Source organism: Paenibacillus guangzhouensis (assembly GCF_009363075.1).
GTDB classification, from domain to species: domain Bacteria; phylum Bacillota; class Bacilli; order Paenibacillales; family Paenibacillaceae; genus Paenibacillus_K; species Paenibacillus_K guangzhouensis.
In genome coordinates this window covers 139,237-158,676 of the sequence record NZ_CP045293.1, presented here as the reverse complement: position 1 = coordinate 158,676, position 19,440 = coordinate 139,237, and the positions used below count along the sequence as shown (strand labels likewise).

19 protein-coding genes are annotated in these 19,440 nt (G+C 47.8%); 3 read left to right on the top strand and 16 right to left on the bottom strand.

What is annotated here, in order from left to right:
* Window positions 1-35 precede the first annotated feature (35 nt).
* The 4 genes from GCU39_RS00740 to GCU39_RS00725 form a co-directional block, all read right to left on the bottom strand.
* The gene (locus GCU39_RS00740; RefSeq protein ID WP_152391744.1) at window positions 36-989 is read right to left on the bottom strand and encodes a cation diffusion facilitator family transporter; all 954 of its coding nucleotides are present in this window, start codon (window positions 987-989) and stop codon (window positions 36-38) included.
* Window positions 990-1,083: 94 nt separating this feature from the next.
* Window positions 1,084-2,028: a protein translocase subunit SecF gene (gene secF / locus GCU39_RS00735; RefSeq protein ID WP_152391743.1), complete on the bottom strand. Its 945-nt coding sequence runs from the start codon at window positions 2,026-2,028 to the stop codon at window positions 1,084-1,086.
* Complete coding sequence (secD, locus tag GCU39_RS00730; protein WP_152391742.1) at window positions 2,018-3,283, bottom strand: protein translocase subunit SecD; 1,266 nt, start codon at window positions 3,281-3,283, stop codon at window positions 2,018-2,020. The genes secF and secD overlap by 11 nt, the downstream gene beginning before the upstream one ends.
* 146 nt (window positions 3,284-3,429) lie before the next feature.
* Entirely contained in the window at window positions 3,430-3,687 is a 258-nt protein-coding gene (locus GCU39_RS00725; protein WP_152391741.1) for a post-transcriptional regulator, read from the bottom strand.
* Window positions 3,688-3,913: 226 nt separating this feature from the next.
* Here GCU39_RS00725 and spoVB point away from each other — a divergent pair, with 226 nt between their 5' ends.
* Window positions 3,914-5,500 (top strand): stage V sporulation protein B, encoded by a 1,587-nt coding sequence (gene spoVB / locus GCU39_RS00720; protein WP_152391740.1) that lies wholly within the window; start codon window positions 3,914-3,916, stop codon window positions 5,498-5,500.
* A 10-nt stretch (window positions 5,501-5,510) separates the two neighbouring features.
* Here spoVB and GCU39_RS00715 read toward each other — a convergent pair whose 3' ends face one another.
* Window positions 5,511-6,245 carry a YetF domain-containing protein gene (locus tag GCU39_RS00715; protein WP_152391739.1) on the bottom strand — a complete coding sequence of 245 codons (735 nt, stop codon included), beginning with the start codon at window positions 6,243-6,245 and terminating at the stop codon, window positions 5,511-5,513.
* Between the two features lie 228 nt (window positions 6,246-6,473).
* Between GCU39_RS00715 and GCU39_RS00710 the strand changes: the two genes are divergently transcribed.
* Together GCU39_RS00710 and GCU39_RS00705 are read left to right on the top strand one after the other, a co-directional pair.
* Window positions 6,474-6,866 (top strand): TIGR04086 family membrane protein, encoded by a 393-nt coding sequence (locus GCU39_RS00710; protein ID WP_152391738.1) that lies wholly within the window; start codon window positions 6,474-6,476, stop codon window positions 6,864-6,866.
* Window positions 6,867-6,940: 74 nt separating this feature from the next.
* On the top strand, window positions 6,941-7,780 hold the full coding sequence (locus GCU39_RS00705) for a phosphatase PAP2 family protein (protein WP_152391737.1): 840 nt from the start codon (window positions 6,941-6,943) through the stop codon (window positions 7,778-7,780).
* Between the two features lie 67 nt (window positions 7,781-7,847).
* On the opposite strand, the gene yajC is transcribed toward GCU39_RS00705, so the two are convergent.
* From yajC to pheA, 11 genes are all read right to left on the bottom strand, one after another.
* Complete coding sequence (gene yajC / locus GCU39_RS00700; RefSeq protein ID WP_152391736.1) at window positions 7,848-8,165, bottom strand: preprotein translocase subunit YajC; 318 nt, start codon at window positions 8,163-8,165, stop codon at window positions 7,848-7,850.
* Window positions 8,166-8,213: 48 nt separating this feature from the next.
* Window positions 8,214-9,353, bottom strand: a complete 1,140-nt coding sequence (gene tgt / locus GCU39_RS00695) for a tRNA guanosine(34) transglycosylase Tgt (RefSeq protein WP_193726948.1) — start codon at window positions 9,351-9,353, stop codon at window positions 8,214-8,216.
* Between the two features lie 24 nt (window positions 9,354-9,377).
* Window positions 9,378-10,406, bottom strand: a complete 1,029-nt coding sequence (gene queA, locus GCU39_RS00690; protein ID WP_152391734.1) for a tRNA preQ1(34) S-adenosylmethionine ribosyltransferase-isomerase QueA — start codon at window positions 10,404-10,406, stop codon at window positions 9,378-9,380.
* 10 nt (window positions 10,407-10,416) lie between these two features.
* Window positions 10,417-12,510 carry a SpoIID/LytB domain-containing protein gene (locus GCU39_RS00685; RefSeq protein WP_193726714.1) on the bottom strand — a complete coding sequence of 698 codons (2,094 nt, stop codon included), beginning with the start codon at window positions 12,508-12,510 and terminating at the stop codon, window positions 10,417-10,419.
* A gap of 54 nt (window positions 12,511-12,564) precedes the next feature.
* A complete protein-coding gene (ruvB, locus tag GCU39_RS00680; RefSeq protein WP_152391732.1) occupies window positions 12,565-13,575 on the bottom strand; it encodes a Holliday junction branch migration DNA helicase RuvB in 1,011 nt (336 codons plus the stop codon).
* A gap of 77 nt (window positions 13,576-13,652) precedes the next feature.
* Window positions 13,653-14,276, bottom strand: a complete 624-nt coding sequence (ruvA, locus tag GCU39_RS00675; protein ID WP_152391731.1) for a Holliday junction branch migration protein RuvA — start codon at window positions 14,274-14,276, stop codon at window positions 13,653-13,655.
* Window positions 14,269-14,775: a crossover junction endodeoxyribonuclease RuvC gene (ruvC, locus tag GCU39_RS00670; protein WP_152391730.1), complete on the bottom strand. Its 507-nt coding sequence runs from the start codon at window positions 14,773-14,775 to the stop codon at window positions 14,269-14,271. Before ruvC ends, ruvA begins: the two co-directional genes overlap by 8 nt.
* Before the next feature lie 118 nt (window positions 14,776-14,893).
* The gene (locus GCU39_RS00665; protein WP_152391729.1) at window positions 14,894-16,033 is read right to left on the bottom strand and encodes a cation:proton antiporter; all 1,140 of its coding nucleotides are present in this window, start codon (window positions 16,031-16,033) and stop codon (window positions 14,894-14,896) included.
* 110 nt (window positions 16,034-16,143) lie between these two features.
* A complete protein-coding gene (locus tag GCU39_RS00660) occupies window positions 16,144-16,746 on the bottom strand; it encodes a BofC C-terminal domain-containing protein (protein ID WP_152397027.1) in 603 nt (200 codons plus the stop codon).
* 133 nt (window positions 16,747-16,879) lie between these two features.
* Complete coding sequence (locus tag GCU39_RS31705; protein ID WP_227793398.1) at window positions 16,880-18,148, bottom strand: LysM peptidoglycan-binding domain-containing protein; 1,269 nt, start codon at window positions 18,146-18,148, stop codon at window positions 16,880-16,882.
* Between the two features lie 408 nt (window positions 18,149-18,556).
* Window positions 18,557-19,438, bottom strand: coding sequence for a prephenate dehydratase (gene pheA, locus GCU39_RS00650; protein WP_152391728.1), 882 nt, complete (start codon window positions 19,436-19,438; stop codon window positions 18,557-18,559).
* Window positions 19,439-19,440 lie beyond the last annotated feature (2 nt).

Below are 19,440 nucleotides of genomic sequence, written 5' to 3'. Positions count from 1 at the left end.
TTCCCCCTCCTTCGTTATCCAGCCATCACGCTCATTTATTGAAGCAACGTCGGATGATCATCATCAAGCATGTGATGGTTACTCTTATATGGAAATCCTGGATCGAACGGGTTCACATGAATGAACACATCCGATACATGGGTGAATTGATTCATGAGATGCTGCTTCACTCGCTTGCCAATCCGGTGGCCCTCCAACACGGAAATCCGTGGATTTACACTTAGCTTCACATCGACGATCACATAATGTCCATGTTCTCTCGCACGAAGCTCATCTACCTCAATGACCCCATTGACAGACAAGACCGCATCAATCAATTCCTTCGAATCTTCGTCGTGCAATACATGATCCATTGTGTTATGAATGGCTTCAACGACAAGACGATAACCCATTCGCAGCACTAAGACCGCGACAGCTAGACCTGCCAGCGGATCCAGATAGTATAGCCAAGGCACATGCTGCCATTCCCCTACCAGTGCTCCGCCAACACCAACGAGTGCTGCTAACGATGAATAGACATCCGATCGATGCTCCCAAGCATTGGCGATTAGCGCCTGGCTTCCTAATTTGCGACCAAGTCGATATTTATATTGGAACATGGCTTCTTTCACGATAATCGAGATGATAATCGCGAGAACCGCATACCCTTTGGGTGCTTCATGTACGCCTGAGAAGATGGCAAGAATCGAACTGCGTGCAATCTCGAACCCAACGAATACGAGCAGAATCGATACAACAATGGCTGCAATGGATTCCGCTTTGCCATGACCATAAGGATGATCTTTATCCGGTGGAATGCGTGCAGCTCGAATGCCTACGAGGACCGCAAGCGATCCTGCAATATCGGAAGCCGAATGAAATGCATCGGCGAGTAAGGCCTTACTGCCTGAATACCATCCGACGATTCCTTTCATGACGGCTAACAATAAATTGCCAATGATTCCTACCCATGCTCCCGCTTCCGCCTTAGCGGAACGCTCATTTCTCATATGTCCCCCTCCAAGTTGAAACGGATGCACTCACGCACAAAAGCCGCGTCGCGAGGACGCGGCTTTCCGTAAATCTTTTCGTTCACGCCGTCAATTAAGTTGTCGCCTTCGAAGCGGTATTCTGCTTCTTAGCCTTATTCTTCAGCACTAACCATAATGGGCTGGCAATAAAGATGGACGTGTATGCACCGCATACTAGACCGATCGTCATCGCAAGCGAGAACATACGGATCGATTCGCTACCGAAGAGCAGTAGAGAGAATGCAGCGATGAATACCGTAAATACGGTATTGATAGAACGCGTCATCGTCTGCGAAATACTGTGATTGACAAGGGTAATCAAATCATCCGTGTTCTTGATCTTCGCAAAGCGCAAGTTCTCACGAATCCGGTCGAAGATAACGACGGTATCGTTGATCGAATAACCGATGATTGTCAGAATGGCTAGAATGAACGTTAAGTTAACTTCCAGACGGAAGATCGAGAATACGCTGATTACGATGAATGACGTATGAAGCAAAGCGATAATGGCCGCAATCGCGAATCGCCATTCGAAGCGAATACTAACATAGATAATAATCCCGATACTCGCAATGGCAACGGATAGAAGGGCATTTGTCTGCAGCTCGCGAGCGATCTCTACGTCAACGGTATTAATTTCGAAGGAAGCTTTTGGATCAAATTTTTCTTGGAATTCCTTCTTGAACTTAATTTCTTGATCATGGGTCAACACGTCACCAAGACGAACCGTGACGCGATCGGCACCTACTTGGATCGTATGATCTTTAGTGAAGCCTTGTCCCACAACGAACGCATCAACCTCTGCTTTGGTTAATTCCTTGTTAACCGTCACATCGATGCTAGAACCTTCACGGAAGTCTACCCCGTAATTCAATCCGAAGATCGAGAGCACAACTACGCCGATCAATGTAATAATAATGGAGAACGTGAAGAAGTACTTACTCAATTTCACGAAATCTACTTTGTATTTGTCAGTATCTAGATAATGCCTATTCGCATTCTTATTCTTAGAGCTCACGTACTTCACTCTCCTTCACACCGAAATATCCAAGTTTGTGTCCAACACGATCTTTCAGCAAGAGATCCATCAAGAAACGTGAGAAGACAACGTTCGTGAGCAAACTTGTAATAATCGTCAAGATCAGAATTAACGCGAACCCTTTAACTGTACCTGTACCGAGTGCGAACAATACCGCAGCTGCGATCAATGTCGTTACGTGAGAGTCAATGATCGTACGTAACGATGTCTTGGAACCTGCTTTGAACGAGGACAAGATACTCTTCCCGCTCCGCAATTCTTCCTTCACCCGCTCATAGGTAATGATGTTGGCATCCACGGCCATCCCGATCCCGAGCACGAAGGCTGCAATTCCCGGCAGCGTTAACGTAATATCCGCGAGCTTGAACACGAGCAATAGCAACCAAGTAAACGAAATGAGTGTAAAGCAAGCGATCGCGCCAGGAAGGCGATAGAATACGAGCATGAATAACAGAATAATGCCGCAACCGATAAGACTTGCGATCATGGTCGCATTAAGCGATTTCTGTCCGAGCGTCGCTTCTACGCTGTTCGAATATTTCTCCACCAATTTGAGTGGAAGTGCACCGAGGTTGATGGTGTCACGCATTTCTTTTGCTTCTTCAATCGTATAGTTACCAGAAATTACTGCTGTACCGTCTGTGAAGACGCCATTAACGACCGGATCAGACAACAGACGCTCATCGAGGAAAATCGCTAGATTCTTACCTAACAAACGCTGCGAAATCTCTTGGAATTTCTTCTTATCTTTAATCTTGATCGCGATTTGTGGTTCGCGAAGCTGGCTGTATGTCAGTTCCGCCCCATTCTCTACGAAATCATCCCCACGAAGCTCGATTTTCGGATATTTCTCCAAATCCGTCTTCGCGTCCGCTTTCGCACCCTCCGCACTGCGGAAGGTAAGGTCTGCAGGCTTCTTCATAATTTCACGAACTTCTTCTTCGTTCTTGATCCCTGCAATTTTGACACGGATACGATCTGTTCCTTCTGGATAGATCTCCGGTTCACTCGTTCCGAGTGCGTTCGCACGTTTCTCTAGACTTTTCGCTGTCTGGAGAAGCGTTTCTTTCGTTACTTTCCCGTTCGCATCTAGTGGCTGGGCCTGATAGAGAATTTCAAATCCTCCCTTGAGGTCTAATCCCAGCCGGATGTCTTTCAACAATCCCGGGGTAGTCCATGCCATAACACCAGCGGACACTACCACGATAAGCCAAAAAGCTACAACTCTTTTCATACCGTCCCCTGTTCCCCTTTCAATACTCAATATTCCTATTATAGCGACGTGCTAAAAACGAGTCAATTTATGACGTAATATGGCACATTTGCCAATCTACATGGATGCCTTCCGCATTTCCTTAGAATGCCAGAAAAGCCCTCCTTTTATCCAAAAGGAGAGCCCTTAAATGCAGCCATCGTCATATAGTTCATAAAGCTAGTCGCTTTTAACGATAGAATATCATTCACCACTTGATGCAGCTGTGGCATGCCTTTTTTGGCATATTTATTACTCACGCAATCCCAGATTTCTTCCGCCGTGACATGTTCGTATCCGATTAAATGAAACTCTTCGGCTTTGCTCTGACATAGCTGTGCAAACACTTCATCTAATTCTTGGTCTGAATGCCATTCATTGTTCATTGATGTGTCCCTCCTAACCTTTCGGGAACAAGCTTGTCCAATCAACCCTTGTGATGTTATGTAGTATTCGATCCAACATCACGGTTATCCTGCTCACAATTGAAGTCTGTGAAAAATATAGTTCCATCCCCCTCTGCATGTCAAGCATCTTTCGCGCATAGATATGAATGGACAGCCTAGAGCTTGACTCCAGCTCACAAAATTGTAGAAGGAAGAGGGATCCCTATTGCGCAAGCAATCGTTTATTAAAGGAACCATGATCTTACTCGCAGCCGGTATTATTAATCGAATACTTGGGTTTATCCCTCGCATTACGCTTCCTCGTGTCATTGGAGCAGAAGGCGTCGGTCTGTATCAGTTAAGCTACCCTTTTCTCATTGTCATTGTAACCATCATCACGGGTGGCATTCCGCTGGCGATTGCCAAACTCGTCGCGGAAGCGGACTCGCAAGACAATCATGCCAAGGTTCGCAAGATTCTGACGGTCTCCCTCTCCCTTACGATTGGGCTTAGTTTGTTGTTCACCTTATTATGTATTGGTTTTGCCCCTTGGATAACGACCCATGTGCTCACCGATTCACGCGTCTATCTTACCTTCCTTAGCATGGCGCCGATGATACCGGTGATTGCTATTTCCTCTGTCTTCCGTGGTTATTTCCAAGGCAAACAGAACATGATCCCTACCGCTGCCTCAGGGATTGTCGAGACGCTGGTACGGATCGCAGCTATGCTAGTACTCGCTTACCTATTCCTCCCGATGGGGATCGAATACGCAGCAGCAGGCGCCATGCTTGGGGTTGTAGCAGGGGAGTTCTGTGGATTCCTCACGCTGTTCTGGCACTACTGGACGAATAGAAATTCAATCACTGTTAGCAAGGACGATACATCGAATCCTCCCCCATCAGTACCGGATGAGAATAAGCCAACAGGTGTCCTGAAAAGGATTATGGGGATTTCGATCCCTGTCACTGCGGGGCGACTTGTCGGATCCTTGTCTTATCTCTTCGAATCCATCTTAACGATGCAGAGTCTTGCCATTGCAGGCATCGCGACAGGTATCGCAACGGCGCAATACGGCGCATTGCAGGGAATGATTATCCCGATCGTCATGCTGCCAGGCGCACTGACATATTCGCTTGCCGTATCCCTCGTTCCTTCCCTGTCTGAGGCCGCTGCAAGGAATGACACGAAGACGATTCACAAACGTCTCCATCAATCGATTCGACTCTCGCTTGTGTCTGGTGCACCCTTCGCGATCATCATGTTCGTCTTAGCCGAACCGCTCTGCCTCTTGCTCTACAATAACAGCGAAGTTGCTGCCATGCTGAAATGGATGGCGCCTGTTGCGTTGTTCATTTATATGCAGGCGCCATTACAGGCAGCGCTTCAGGCCTTGAACGAACCCGGCAAAGCCCTGCTTAATACATTTATCGGCGCAGCCATTAAATTAATTCTGATTGTGCAGCTGGCATCCAATCCTGACCTTGGAATCTATGGCGCCCTTATCGCGATCATGGTTAACATTCTTGTCGTAACCATCTTGCATCTACAGAGTGTCATCCGTGTTCTTCACTTCCGGATGTCATGGCTCGACCTGATCAAAGTGGCCTCATCTATGATCATTATGGGCGCGGTCGTACAATTTATTTTCCGGCAGCCAAGCCTTTCCATGGATCAGTGGGCTCGAATGCTTATTGCTTGTACCGCTGGCCTGATCGTCTATTTGATCATGATCATTCTAGTCAAGCTGGTGGACCGGCATGATATCATCCGGATTCCGATTATCGGGAAGTTCTTTCAACAACGAACATGAACAACAAAGATTATACTTTTTGCTTCATATCAATAAATAATTGACCTTTATGATCAATCGTACAGAAGAAGACATCTTTGAAATCTTGCACGCCTTTTTCTTGAATTTTATTCTTTAACCAGAACCGTGTCTTCTCAATTTTCAATAAATTGTCATCTTGTACCTTCCCATCCATAATAAGGGGGAGCGGTAAAGACGCGTAACGAATTTGATCCGCATTCGGAATCAGATTCGATGGTTTCTGCGAATTGGCTGAGCTGGCTGATTTGGTTGAATCAACATCGGACGACTCCTGTTCATCCTTCAAAATCACACTCAGCTTCCCTGTTGTCTCGAGCATCGCAAACTGTACATCATTCAAATTCTCGACCTGCTGCTCTCGAAGCTGCTGCATCAGATCATCGAGTGTATATCGTTGTCTGCTCATTTCATCGCTATCGAGCTTCCCATTATTCACAATCATACTTGGCCTACCGTCAAAGAGCAGCCGAACCGTACGATTCTTGAGCGAAATATAAGCAATGCTCACTTGAATTACCAGTAACGTAAGAATAGGCAGGATCCCATCCCACAGCGGACGCTTCACATCATCCAAGACGAAGACGGCGCTCTCCGCGATCATAATCGAGATCACCAGATCAAATACCGAGAGCTTACCGATTTCGCGTTTGCCCATCAGACGCAGCACCAGAAATACAATGAAGTATACGAGCACTGTACGAAAAATTACGACCAGATTTTCCATTCCGCCCTATACCCCCTAAGGTGAATTGTTGTGAATGCGCTGGCTTCATGTATCTGGTATTCTGACCGCCGCCCGCCTGACTCATACTTCAATGGCCGATTAAAATAAATGGAAATGCTCTGCATCCTTGTACTAATTTGTACAACCCAACCATACACTGGTGATAATAAGTCAACTTTTTGAACATCTATTTTAAAGTCATATCAATCTAAAGGAGGTTGTGAACGCATGAGTCCGATTAACCGCGTCTCGAAATTCCATATTTCTAGTCCGATTCTATCGGGATTAACGTATGCATTTATCTGGATGATGTTAGGCGCACTTGCTCTATCTATGCTGCTCTGGCTTAGTGGAATGCAAGAGGAGAATCTCCCAAAATACAGCTATATACTCCATGGTTTCGCACTATTTATCGGTGGGATGACATCTGGTCGCCGGGCAGAGAAGCGTGGTTGGTACTACGGCGGACTGCTCGGCATTCTGTACTGCCTTATTATTATGCTGGTCAGCTTCCTCGCTTACGATGCAGGATTTAGCGTCTCCGTGCTCGTCATGCTCATCGCATCGTTCTCTGTTGCAGCCATTGGCGGCATGCTCGGCGTCAATATGAAAAGATCGTAATGTTTCTTCCTGTCCGATATGTGATATAATGTTGCAGGGTTCACAATCGCAGTTGGATAGGGAGGCTAATTACGTTGGTTCTATTTCATTCCATGCAGATGGTAAGCGTGCTAACTGCTGTTGCTTTTATTCTGCTGTTATGGTTCGGAGCAATGAAAAATCCGATCAAGATTGCCGGAATATTCGTCCGTCAACTTTTCACATCTCGTAAATATTTATTTCATATTATTGCACTCATAGCGATTCTATTGCTCAATAACGTCGAATTGAGAATCGAGAATGCGATGAATCTGTCCTGGGATTTCACGCCAATGATTCATCAGCTTGAAGGGGATTTCGTTCAGACCGTTCAGAATTTCTTCGCAAATCCATGGATTACGACCGTTGTCGGCTTTTTTTATGTCGTTATTTTCCAAGCGTTGCTGCTCTCTTCCTTAGGGATATATACAGCGGAGAAAAAAGATGAAATGGTCTATGCAACGATTTATGCGGTCATCATCAACTATGTCATCGCCATCCCATTCTATCTCTTCTTCCCTGTCAATGAAGTATGGTCCTACGCTCCGGCGCAGGTACAATTCTTAATGCTAGATGTCTATCCGAAATTCGAAGAGCAATACCGGGCACTCTCCGGCCTTAATAATTGCTTTCCGAGTCTTCACACATCAATTTCTGTGACACTAGCCATTCTGGCCATCCGATCAGGGAACAGACGATGGGCTATCTTCTCAACAGTCAGTGCAGCCATCATCGTATTCTCAATTTTCTATCTTGGCATCCATTGGTTGACAGATATGATCGGCGGTGTTGTGCTAGCAGTAACCGCATCCTCGGTCGGCTATTGGTTCGCTCATCGTGGTACGCAGCAATTACCAACAACACTGCGAGTGCCGAATCGTGATATTGGACAGTAATAGCGTTGTTCATGAAAAAGAGCCCTCTTCTTAGGAAGAGGGCTCTTTCGTGCGTCATGCCTATGTACTAGGATGCGTCGGAAGATTTCGTAATGGTGCTGATCGCGCTGCGATCGAAAGTAAGCTTCGTCGCGTCGTTCACAAGAAGAACAACAACATCATCCGTAATTTCTAGAATCGTTCCGTGTAGGCCACCGATTGTGACGATTTTGTCGCCTTTCTTAAGTGCGCTGAGCATCGAATTGCGAGTCTTCTGTTTCTTCTGCTGTGGACGAATCAATAAGAAATAGAACACAGCGAACATTAATACGAATGGTAAAATCATTCCCCAAATACTACCGCCGCCAGTTGCTGGATCTGCTGCTACATAATCTAAATATTGCATCGTTATCCCCCCTTTCAAAGACTATCAATGATATGTATAAGCGGATTCTTAGAACCCGCTTTCATTCTCATGCATGCCATATTGTTCGAAGAATTCATCTCTGAAATCAAGTAATCGATCTTCGCGGATCGCTTGTCTTACATTCTTCATCAAGTTAATCAAGAAATGTAGATTATGGTACGTCGTCAGACGCAATCCGAAAGTCTCGTCAGCCTTGATCAAATGTCTAAGGTAAGCACGAGAGTAATTCTTACATGTGTAGCAATCGCAATTTGGATCAAGCGGACCAAAATCACGGGCAAACTTCGCATTACGTACAACAAGTCGGCCTTGGCTCGTCATCGTCGTTCCGTTCCGTGCGATCCGAGTCGGCAGCACGCAGTCGAACATATCGACACCTCGAATGGAACCTTCGATCAAGGCATCCGGCGATCCAACCCCCATCAAATAACGCGGTTTGTTCGCTGGAAGCAGTGGTGTTGTATAATCCAGCACTTCATACATCAGATGCTTCGGCTCACCAACACTCAGTCCACCAATAGCATAACCCGGAAAATCCATCGAAGTCAAATCAGCCGCGCTCTTTCTGCGCAGATCCTCGAACATGCCCCCTTGCACAATCGCGAACAACCCTTGGTCATGCGGGCGTGCATGACTCTTCAAGCAGCGTTCCGCCCAACGTGTCGTACGCTCCAAGGAATGCTTCACGTAGGAATGTTCCGCTGGGAACGGTGCGCATTCATCGAATGCCATCATAATGTCCGAGCCAAGCGCATTCTGGATCTCCATCGCAACTTCCGGCGACAAGAATAGCTTATCTCCGCTCAAGTGGGAACGGAAATGAACACCTTCTTCCGTAATCTTCCGCATTTCTGCTAAGCTGAACACTTGGAACCCGCCGCTGTCAGTAAGAATCGGACGATCCCAGTTCATGAACTTATGCAGGCCTCCCGCTTCACGAACGATGTCGTGGCCTGGACGCAAGAATAGATGATAAGTGTTGCTCAGAATAATCTGGGCATCCATGACTTTCAGTTCTTCAGGGCTCATCGTCTTCACCGTAGCCTGGGTACCTACAGGCATAAAGGTCGGGGTCTCGATGACCCCGTGCGGTGTATGTACGCGCCCCAGACGTGCACCCGATTGTTTACAGGTTTTAATATGTTCATAAGTTATTGCTGCCATGATATCGCTCGCTTCCTCTTGTACCGTCTAGTAGATAAACATTGCATCCCCAAAGCTAAAGAACCGATAATCATGTTCAATGGCTTCTTCGTATGCTTTCAAAATGGTCTCTCGCCCTGCTAATGCGCTCACGAGCATAACGAGAGTAGATTTGGGTAAATGAAAATTCGTAACAAGCGCGTTAACGAGCGTGAACGTGTACCCTGGGTAAATAAAAATCGATGTCCAACCGCTGCAAGCTTCAATCGGCTGATCGCCAAATCGTGTACCAATCGTCTCGAGCGTACGTGCTGAGGTTGTTCCTACCGCGACAATCCGTCCCCCACGATCCCGCGCTGCTTGAATGAGCGCAGCTGTCTCGGAATTAATTGAATAAAATTCTTCGTGCATGACATGGTCTTCCACCCGTTCCGCAGACATCGGACGGAAGGTCCCAAGACCCACATGAAGTGTAATATAAGCAATTTGAATTCCCTTCTCTTCAATCCGCTTCAGCAGTTCCTCCGTGAAGTGTAACCCCGCTGTTGGCGCTGCCGCAGACCCCTCGTGCTTCGCATAGACGGTCTGATAACGCTCCCGGTCATCCAATTGCTCCTTAATGTAGGGTGGCAATGGCATTTGGCCGAGTCGATCCAAGATTTCATTAAAGATGCCGTTGTAATGAAAACGCATCACGCGCGCGCCCATCTCACCCTCAGATTCAACCGTTGCAGACAACTCTTCACTGAATTGAATGACCGTTCCAACCTTAGCCCGTTTCGCCGGCTTGACAAGCCCTTCCCATCGGTCTTCTCCAAGATTCTTGAGCAAGAGCACTTCCATCTTCGCACCGGTTTCTTGCTTCTCTCCGAAGATTCGAGCCGGGATGACGCGAGTATCGTTCAGAACCAACGTGTCACCCGGCTTCAAATAATCGATGAGTTCCGTAAAAACATGATGTTCGATATGGCCTGTTTCTTTATGTACAGTAAGCAGCTTAGATCCCGTACGATCCAAGAGCGGTGTCTGGGCTATCAGATGCTCTGGTAGATGAAAATCATATAAGTCCACATTCATGATCGCTAATTCATTCCTTAACCAAATTAATATCTTTATAATAGTATTGCAATATTGACTTGTAATCATACCCTTGATCAGCTAGGCCTTTCGCGCCCCACTGGGACATGCCAACCCCGTGGCCATTCCCAGTTCCGATGAACCGGTACAGTGCTTCTCCGGTAATTACATGAACTTGTCCATGCCCACCCATAATGAGATTCGATCCTGGATTCAGCGCAGCGCTGCCTTTTCCCGTCACAGCTTGAACCTTACCATTGCTGCTTGTCAACGTCCGCGTTGTCCCGTTCGCACCTAATATAGTATAACTGCCTGTTTCTTCAATATCAAATCGCGTACTTGGCAAGCCATTCAATGCGCTGCGCAAGGTGTCCGGGGTTTTCACATCGAAGACTTGACCATTAACCTTGATCTCCGTTACCCGATCCGATGGACCGCGTCCCGATACTTCAAGTCTTGTAATCGCACCGCTGACGGGTGTCTTCGATTTGCCTGTCATGGATTTGATTAGCTCATCCGACGTAAAGGGCCCGCGAATCCAATGCATCGTATTCGACTGAATCGTCTTATCCAAGATCACGACTTCTGTACCGAGATTTACGATTGCCACCGGTTTCGCATCGGCTTGAATAAGCGGAATCTCTCGAATATTCGTCCCATCGGTTGTAATCGTATAAATCGGTAAGCCCGCCTCGGTCTTCCTTCCAGAATCCTTAACAAGGTCTTCCCGTACATAACCTGTTGTGTTATCACTGAGCATCACCCGATACCAGAAAGGCAATCCCTTCTCTGCGACATCATCTGCACTATCTACACTTACAAGATAAGACGTCTTATTGCCCCAAATTTCCGAGCTGTCCGCCGTCTTTCCCCCGCTATTCGAGGAATAGACTGGCTCAATCAATTTGCCGCCTACCTTCATGACAATGCCGGAAGTCGCATCAACGGCGGAGTTTGTGTTCGGATGCTCCTTTTCCATGCCATAATATGCCTGGCTCAGTGTCGTATCAACCACTTGGCCAATCTTGAATTTATCGCCTTGGAAGAGCGCATATGTACGAGCGGCGACGGCTTGGGCCTTGAGCGATTCCGCTGGCCAAGAAGGCGAGACTTCCATCGCAACGACGGAATATAAATATTGTTCTAGCGGCAATTCATTTACGAGCGCAAGACGATTGCTGTAGGCACTGATCTCGAAGCTTCCACGATAAGTCCGATTGCTGCGCTCTGATAGTTTGATCCCTGAAGATGAACCGCTAATCCACAATTTCGATCCTGCGGATCCACTCATCGCATACTGCGGAATAGGTTCACTGCCACTCGCATAACCGACCGTTACATTATCACGTGCGAGCAGCCCCATTTGCGAAGCATCAACAGGCTGTAGTGACATCCCTGGCAGCTTCTGTGCAGCCTGATTCCGTAGGGTATTCAGTTCAGCTTGATCTGCTGCTTGTCCGACCCATACCCCGAACTGCAAGCCTCCACCGTTCTTGGTAATAGCAATATAGGCATCCATTCCTGCATCTAGAATTTTCTGCTGAACGGCTGCCGCTTGCTGTTCTGAACCATAACTGCCGGCTGATAGGTGTAGATTCCCAGTAACAACGGGTTTACTGTTCTTATAATAAGCTGCTAAATTACCGTCAGTCGTGACACGATCACGAACTTTGCCTGCCTCCGCGGCGCTGACATAGTCCCCTAGGACGATCTGATACGTCGTTACACCTTGGCGCCGAACCATCATAACCGCTGGCGCTTCCTTCATCGCTTGGAGTCGGTTCACGACTCCGCTGACTTCCCGTGTGTCCGTCGTCTCGAGCACCTTCACCGCAAACGCGTCCAGACTGAATTTCACCGATTGATTACTACTGGCATTCAGCCAAGGGTCGCCTTGCGTCCCGATCTGAAACCCGCTTGCAGATGCGAGTGTCACCGTGGATTGAATAGCTTTGTACTGACTGCCTAGATCGGCGAAGAGGACAACGCGGATCGAATCTCCTTGATCCGATACAGTAGCTTCCTTCGCCGATATTGAATTCATCATCATTGGTGTTGCAGCAACAGATAGTGTGAGCATGGCCGCTAAGCCTACTTTCCCCATGAAAGAACGTGCTCTACCTCTCCCTCGTAAGTACATAAGTACCTCCTTAGCGATTTACTTGTTGTGATCTGTCGGCATCGGAATGCCAAGGTGCCTGTACCCTAGTTCTGTAACAATTCGACCGCGCGGTGAGCGCTGCAAGAATCCAATCTGCAGCAGATATGGTTCATAGACATCTTCGATCGTCTGACTCTCTTCCCCAATGGTAGCTGCGATCGTATCGAGTCCTACAGGCCCTCCTCGGAAATGGCGAATCATCGCCGTCAACATTTTATGGTCGATCTGATCGAGCCCTGCTTCATCGACTTGAATCATACGCAAAGCTTCATTCGCGATCGCCGCTGTAATAATGCCGTCCCCTCGCACTTGTGCGAAGTCTCGCACCCGCTTCAGCAATCGGTTCGCAATCCGCGGCGTCCCACGGGACCGCAGCGCAATCTCTTCTGCCGCATTCCCCACAATTTGTACGCCGAGTATATCGGAAGCACGCGAGACGATGAAGGTCAATTCATCCACGGTGTAGAATTCCAGACGGCTAACCACACCGAAGCGATCCCGCAACGGGGCGGACAAGAGCCCTGCACGTGTCGTCGCGCCAATTAAGGTGAACGGCGGTAGATCCAACCGTACGGAACGAGCGCTTGGCCCTTTCCCAATCATAATATCAAGCGCGAAATCCTCCATCGCAGGATAGAGGACTTCTTCGACCGTACGATGCAGGCGATGAATTTCATCGATGAACAACACATCATTCTCCTGCAAATTCGTTAATAACGCTGCGAGATCACCGGGACGTTCGATCGCGGGACCTGACGTCGTGCGTAGGTTGACGCCCAGCTCATTGGCAATAATATTCGACAATGTCGTCTTGCCAAGCCCCGGAGGGCCGTACAATAGTACATGGTCCAGTGCTTCCTTCCGCATCTTCGCGGCTTCGATGAATACTTTCAAATTCTCTTTCACTTGGTTCTGTCCGATATACTCGGATAAATAACGAGGGCGAAGGCTCAGCTCCACCGCTTGATCTTCCATCATTAAATTGGCCGATATGATTCGATCATCCATTACAGTTCCATTCGCTCCTCTCGATCACTATTCATTCTGACGTTAGCAGCATCCCAAACGTTGCACCTCACGTCCTATTAACCTTTGAACAACAATTGAAGCGCTCGCTTCATGAGCGTATCGACGCCATCCTTGTCGCTCGCATTATCTTTCATCGTATGCCATACACGATCCAGCTCGGCTTCCGTATAACCTAGCGCCTTTAGCGCTTCTTTGGCTTCAGGCCAAGCACCGCCACCCAGCGCCGTATCCGATGCCGTACCCATCAATAGACCGCCCGCTGATACATCGAGCCCAAGTCCAATATGGTCCAGCTTGTCCTTCAGATCAAGCACCATCCGCTGCGCCGTCTTCTTGCCGATGCCCGGCAGCTTCGTCAAGAACGACAAATTTTCCTGCTGAATTGCGGCTACGAGCGTCTCAGGACGTCCTCCTGCAAGCACCCCTAAAGCTACCTTTGGCCCAATCCCAGACACGTCCAGCAGACGGCGGAAGAGCTTCTGCTCCTCACGGGAGGCGAACCCGAACAATAGAATCGCGTCTTCACGCACATGATGGTGAATGTAGACCGTCACCGACTGATCGCTTTTCGCAAAAAAATACGGATTCGGGCAGAACACCCGATAGCCTACCCCTTGGACATCCAGCACAATATATTCTGTCTCTAAATGAGCAACTTTGCCATGTAAATAATCAATCATTTCGCATTACCTCGGCTATTTTTTGATTTAAAGTACTCGAATGGGCGTGGCATACCGCGATCGCAAGCGCATCCGCCACATCATCGGGCTTCGGAATGGCCTTCAGCTTGAGGAACATCCGAACCATTTCCTGCACCTGCTTCTTCTCCGCCTTACCATAACCAACGACGGCTTGCTTCACTTGCAGCGGCGTATACTCCGCCACCGGAATGCCGCGCTGTACAGCAGCCAAGATCTGAACCCCGCGAGCTTGCCCTACCGTGAAGGCTGTCGTAACGTTCCGATTGAAGAACAGCTTCTCCAGTGCCATCGCATCCGGTTTATATTTATCAATCAATTGCAATGTTGCTTCATAGACCTGCAATAGACGCTCCTCCGTGGGGGTATGCGCCTCTGTCTGTATACAACCGTACTGAACGGGAGTCAACTTGCTCCCCTCTTTATCAATAAAACCAAAACCGACGATCGCAATCCCCGGGTCAATTCCCAAAATACGCAAAAAAAATCTCTCCCTCACCCAATGAAGCGAACATATGTATCCACTTCATTATATCAAATGTTGATGAGGAAGAGAACTTTAATATTTAGACGTTATCGAATCAGATCCATGCTAAGCCCTATTTCGACTTTGACTGGAACGACATCTTCAGCATCGGCGGCGTCACGAGTGTTGTTAGAATCACGACGATGACGAGTGGTGTGAAGTACTCTTGCGCGAGCAAACCTGAAGATAATCCAGTTGTGGCAATGATCAGTGCGACCTCACCGCGAGAGACCATCCCGGATCCAATGCCAATCGATGATCGAAGATCAAATCCAGTCAGCCTTGCTCCAACACCTGAACCAATCAATTTGGTAATAATCGCTACAATCGTAAAGACGACAATGAACCAAATTTGGCTGCCGACGCCCTCAAATGTGACATCAAGCCCGACACTAACGAAGAAAATCGGTACAAAAATCGCATAAGCAATCGGCTCAAGTCGATGTTCAACATCATGTTTGTACGGGGTCTGAGAGATCGCTATCCCCGCTGCAAACGCACCGATAATCCCAGCGACACCAAGCCACTCCGCCAAGTAGGAGAAGCCAAAACATATAATCAACGCACCACTAATCAATGCTTCCGTCACGCGAAGCGGTGCGAACAATTTCATAATCCAAGGTACTGCAAAAATCCCGAGCACAGCGGCACCGGCAAAGAACAATACTTTTTTACCAATGACTAGCCCTAGACTGACATCTCCACCGCCGAGCAAGCTCATCATGAAGGCAAGCAGGATAACAACCAATACGTCGTCAACAACGGCTGCCCCGAGAATCGTCGTCCCTTCGCGCGTACTCAATTGATTCATATCTTTCAAAGTCTGAACCGAGATGCTCACCGATGTCGCACAGAGCAATAACCCCATGAACAAGGCATAGTTGTTGCTGAGTCCGAAAAACAGACTCGCACCGTACCCCCCGATAAAAGGTAGAATAATACCACCGATCGCTACAGCGAAGGCTGACTTCCAATTTTTGCGCAGCTGCTCGAGATCTGTCTCCAGCCCTGCAATAAACATTAATAAGAGTACACCGATCTGTGACAGCTCTTTAAGCAAATCACCATTTTGTACCCAACCAAGCATGGCAGGGCCAATAATAATCCCAATAATCAACTTCCCCAGTACTGCTGGCTGGCCCAGTTTTACCGTTAAATCCCCCGCTAACTTTGTGCATACAAGAATTATTACCAATTGTAACACCAATTCCATCCGATCATCCTCCATTCACAATCTAGCTGACAGAACAAACTGCTTACCTGTTATCATTCCAAAAAAAAGAAGGACGTTATTCACGCCCATCTTATGAGTAATACGTACAACTATGATTTTCGTTTCATAACTTTCTCAGATTGCTCCATCGCATAGTCGCTGAACGTAGACAACACACTATGATACTCGTCCACATCACTCACACGAATCCCTTGGTGCAGCTGATCTAGAACAGATCTAGGCAACGAGCTCTCCATCGATTCAATATCGACTTGGAAAAAAGTTCTCATGACCTTTTCCTCTTTCGGAGGTCCGTCATATAGGGTCAAGTTTCCATCCTTATCAACACTAATATACCCATTTTTCTTGCAGGTTGCCGATAAATCCTCAATCTCTTCCACGATCCAAACATTTCCTGCCTCATCCGTCTTCCCGCTCCATTCCGGGTGCCGCAGCATCAGTTCAATAATCGCGTTTGCACTCATCGTCCCAAGGGATAGCTCTTCTTGACCGCATACATAGGTACGTGTCAAATGAACTTCCCGGTCCTGCCCCTCTTCCCGCAGTTTGGCGATAACAGGATCTGACGACCCCGTAGCAGATGTATGATAACCAACAGCCAGCAGCATAATCAGCAATAGGAGCACACCGAGTGATAATAAGGGACGTTTGATTCGACGCAGACGTTTTTTGATTTGTTTCCAGCTATTCATCAAATTCACGATAATCCCTTCTATCCTAATTTTCCCCTAGTGTAGCCATGGAATCATCGATTTATACGATTACTGCGGTAAATATAGAAAAGTCACCCTTATTCCTCTAAGGGTGACTCTGGATTGCCGTCGATTAGCCATTAATCCATGGCATACTGCGCGATTTCCGCGGCTTTGTTTGCCGGCGAGTGCTGCTGCTTGATTTCTTCGCAGAAGTACGCGCCTTCGCTTTGAACGAAGAAGATTTCGAATTACTCTTCTTCGCTGGCTCCGACTTAGCTGGAGCTGGAGCGACTGCAGAGGCTGAAGCTGAAGATGAAGCTGGAACAGGGACTGGCGTCCCCTCATTCTCCCGAGGATGACATCCACAGGATCCTGTCGTGTGATCCATCACGCCTGACGGTTGAACTTGCGGAGCGTACATGTCATGAGCGTACGCCATACCGTAAGGGTTGAACGGCATACTCGGCATGCCATACCCGCCACTCGGATAGCCGTAAGGATGCATTTGCATGCCATAAGGATCCATCATCCCATATGGATTCATGCCGTATGGCATTGGATAGCCGTCGTAGCCGCCTTGCGGCATACCGCCCCAGTTCGCGGAGGTATTCACCTGTGGCACTTGCGGCAGATCATAGAGCGATAACGCTTCTGTCGCGGGAACTTGGAATTGCGCAAATAAGTCCTGGGACATGCTATCACCTGGATGCCCTTTGTACATATCATAAGGCATATGTGTAGATAACGTATTACACCCGCAATTATTCGTCGGCATCGTATATACCGGCTGATGGCCATGATGATACGGATAATTATCGCCACCCATATGCATACCATCATGGTGGTGGCCACCCATATGCATACCTTCATGATGGTGATGTGGATAATTATCGCCGCCATCATGATGATGGTGACCACCCATATGCTTACCATCATGATGGTGATGGTGGTGATGATGAGCCTCATGCATCGGAGAGACACCTGGATAGGTATTGCTCATCGGAGGAGAGACGTTCATGCCTCCATCATGCGGCGGCATCACTTGCGGCTCCATCGGCATAGTTCCAGTCACCTTCGGGATATAGACAACCTCTCCAACCGATAGGATATTAGGATCTTTCAGTTGCGGATTTGCCTTCAGCATATCCTGCAGCGGAATCCCCCAGGCCTTGGCTAACTTCCATAATGTATCGCCTTTCTTCACATCATGTTTATGCATCATTTCATATTCAGGCTTCACCGGTTTGGCTTCCACAGGGATTTTAATCTTCATCCCTACTTCAAGCTTATTCGGATCTTTCAAATTGGGGTTTGCATCAATCAATTTTTGAAGGGGTACTTCATACTTGGTTGCAATGGTGTAGAGCGTATCCCCTTTTTTTACAATGTGAATTTTCACGCGTAAGAACCTCCTACATTTTTTTAGCGGAAAAATGAGCCCCCACCGTCTGCACTTCACTACAAAAGTTCCTAACACAGTACAAGAGCCCGGAACCAGTTAATACATCCTATGCAATATATGGGCATTTGACATCCCTTCGCACAAAAAAATTCCCCGATCCTTCGCTGCTCGCGAAGATTCGAGGAATATCAGAGTTCTTATAGAGGTTGTTCAAAAAGTCATCTTTTGATCACGAAGTGTTTCAATTAGCGGAATCGACATCGAATCTTGCGCTCACCCTCGAAGTCCGGTACTCATTTAGGTTTTGCCTAAACTCCGTTCCTCCTTCTTCAGGTTCTCGCAACCTTCTCGGTGCTGAAAAGCTGACTTTTTGAACACGTTCTTGTATGGGTGAAAAGTGTCTAATTATGATGTATGCGCGGAGTCAAAAGAATAACTCGGATAACAGCCAAGCACCCGAACTTGCGATCCAATCGCCTCGATCTCAGCAATTGCTGCAGGCAGCAGAACCGAATCCATCGACGCCAGCACATCAATATAGAAATAATAATTGCCTAACTGCTTCTTCGTTGGTCGCGATTCGATACGCGATAAGTTAATTCGACGCCATGCAAATGCAGATAAGATCTGATGCAGCGCACCGGAATAGTCTTGCGGCGGGGTAATCTGAATACTGGTCTTCACCTGATCGGAAGGTGCGATCGGTGCTGCCTTCGGACCTACAAGCACGAAACGGGTAAAATTATTCTGATGATCCGTCACCTGCGGAGCCAATATATCGAGACCTTGGCTAGCCGCGCCGAGCGTTGTACCGATGGCCGCCAAGCCTTCGCCCGGATGTTCCTTCACCTGCTTGACAGCTTCCGCCGTGCTGCTCAAATGCTCAAGCTCTGCATGAGGCAGATGTTCACGCAGGAAGTTCCGGCACTGTGCGATGGCTACCGGATGTGACATCACTTTGCGGATGCGACTGAAGTTCAGCGATCCATCTGCATGACGCTCCAGTTCATCTTGTCTTCCGATCAAATTCTGAATCGAAGGATAGACCCATTCCGCTTGAATCGGCAGATCGACTTCGTGTACGAGCCAGTCCATGTGTAGACTCACGGAACCCTCTATCGTATTCTCAATCGGAATGACGCTATAATCGGTTTTACCTTCCACCGTCGATAGGAATACATCCGAGATCAATCGGTGATGTTGCATCTCCACAGGCTCTCCCCGAAAGATGTAAGCCGCAGCTTCATGAGAGACAGATCCCTGGGGTAACAGTGCAATACGAACCATAC

Excerpts from the sequence above, each read along its gene's own strand:
- GCU39_RS00740 (WP_152391744.1), bottom strand. The coding sequence starts at position 989 with ATGAGAAATGAGCGTTCCGCTAAGGCGGAAGCGGGAGCATGGGTAGGA.
- secD (WP_152391742.1), bottom strand. The coding sequence starts at position 3,283 with ATGAAAAGAGTTGTAGCTTTTTGGCTTATCGTGGTAGTGTCCGCTGGT.
- GCU39_RS00725 (WP_152391741.1), bottom strand. The coding sequence starts at position 3,687 with ATGAACAATGAATGGCATTCAGACCAAGAATTAGATGAAGTGTTTGCA.
- GCU39_RS00715 (WP_152391739.1), bottom strand. The coding sequence starts at position 6,245 with ATGGAAAATCTGGTCGTAATTTTTCGTACAGTGCTCGTATACTTCATT.
- GCU39_RS00710 (WP_152391738.1), top strand. The coding sequence starts at position 6,474 with ATGAGTCCGATTAACCGCGTCTCGAAATTCCATATTTCTAGTCCGATT.
- yajC (WP_152391736.1), bottom strand. The coding sequence starts at position 8,165 with ATGCAATATTTAGATTATGTAGCAGCAGATCCAGCAACTGGCGGCGGT.
- queA (WP_152391734.1), bottom strand. The coding sequence starts at position 10,406 with ATGAATGTGGACTTATATGATTTTCATCTACCAGAGCATCTGATAGCC.
- GCU39_RS00685 (WP_193726714.1), bottom strand. The coding sequence starts at position 12,510 with ATGGGGAAAGTAGGCTTAGCGGCCATGCTCACACTATCTGTTGCTGCA.
- ruvB (WP_152391732.1), bottom strand. The coding sequence starts at position 13,575 with ATGGATGATCGAATCATATCGGCCAATTTAATGATGGAAGATCAAGCG.
- ruvA (WP_152391731.1), bottom strand. The coding sequence starts at position 14,276 with ATGATTGATTATTTACATGGCAAAGTTGCTCATTTAGAGACAGAATAT.
- GCU39_RS00665 (WP_152391729.1), bottom strand. The coding sequence starts at position 16,033 with ATGGAATTGGTGTTACAATTGGTAATAATTCTTGTATGCACAAAGTTA.
- GCU39_RS00660 (WP_152397027.1), bottom strand. The coding sequence starts at position 16,746 with ATGAATAGCTGGAAACAAATCAAAAAACGTCTGCGTCGAATCAAACGT.
- pheA (WP_152391728.1), bottom strand. The coding sequence starts at position 19,438 with ATGGTTCGTATTGCACTGTTACCCCAGGGATCTGTCTCTCATGAAGCT.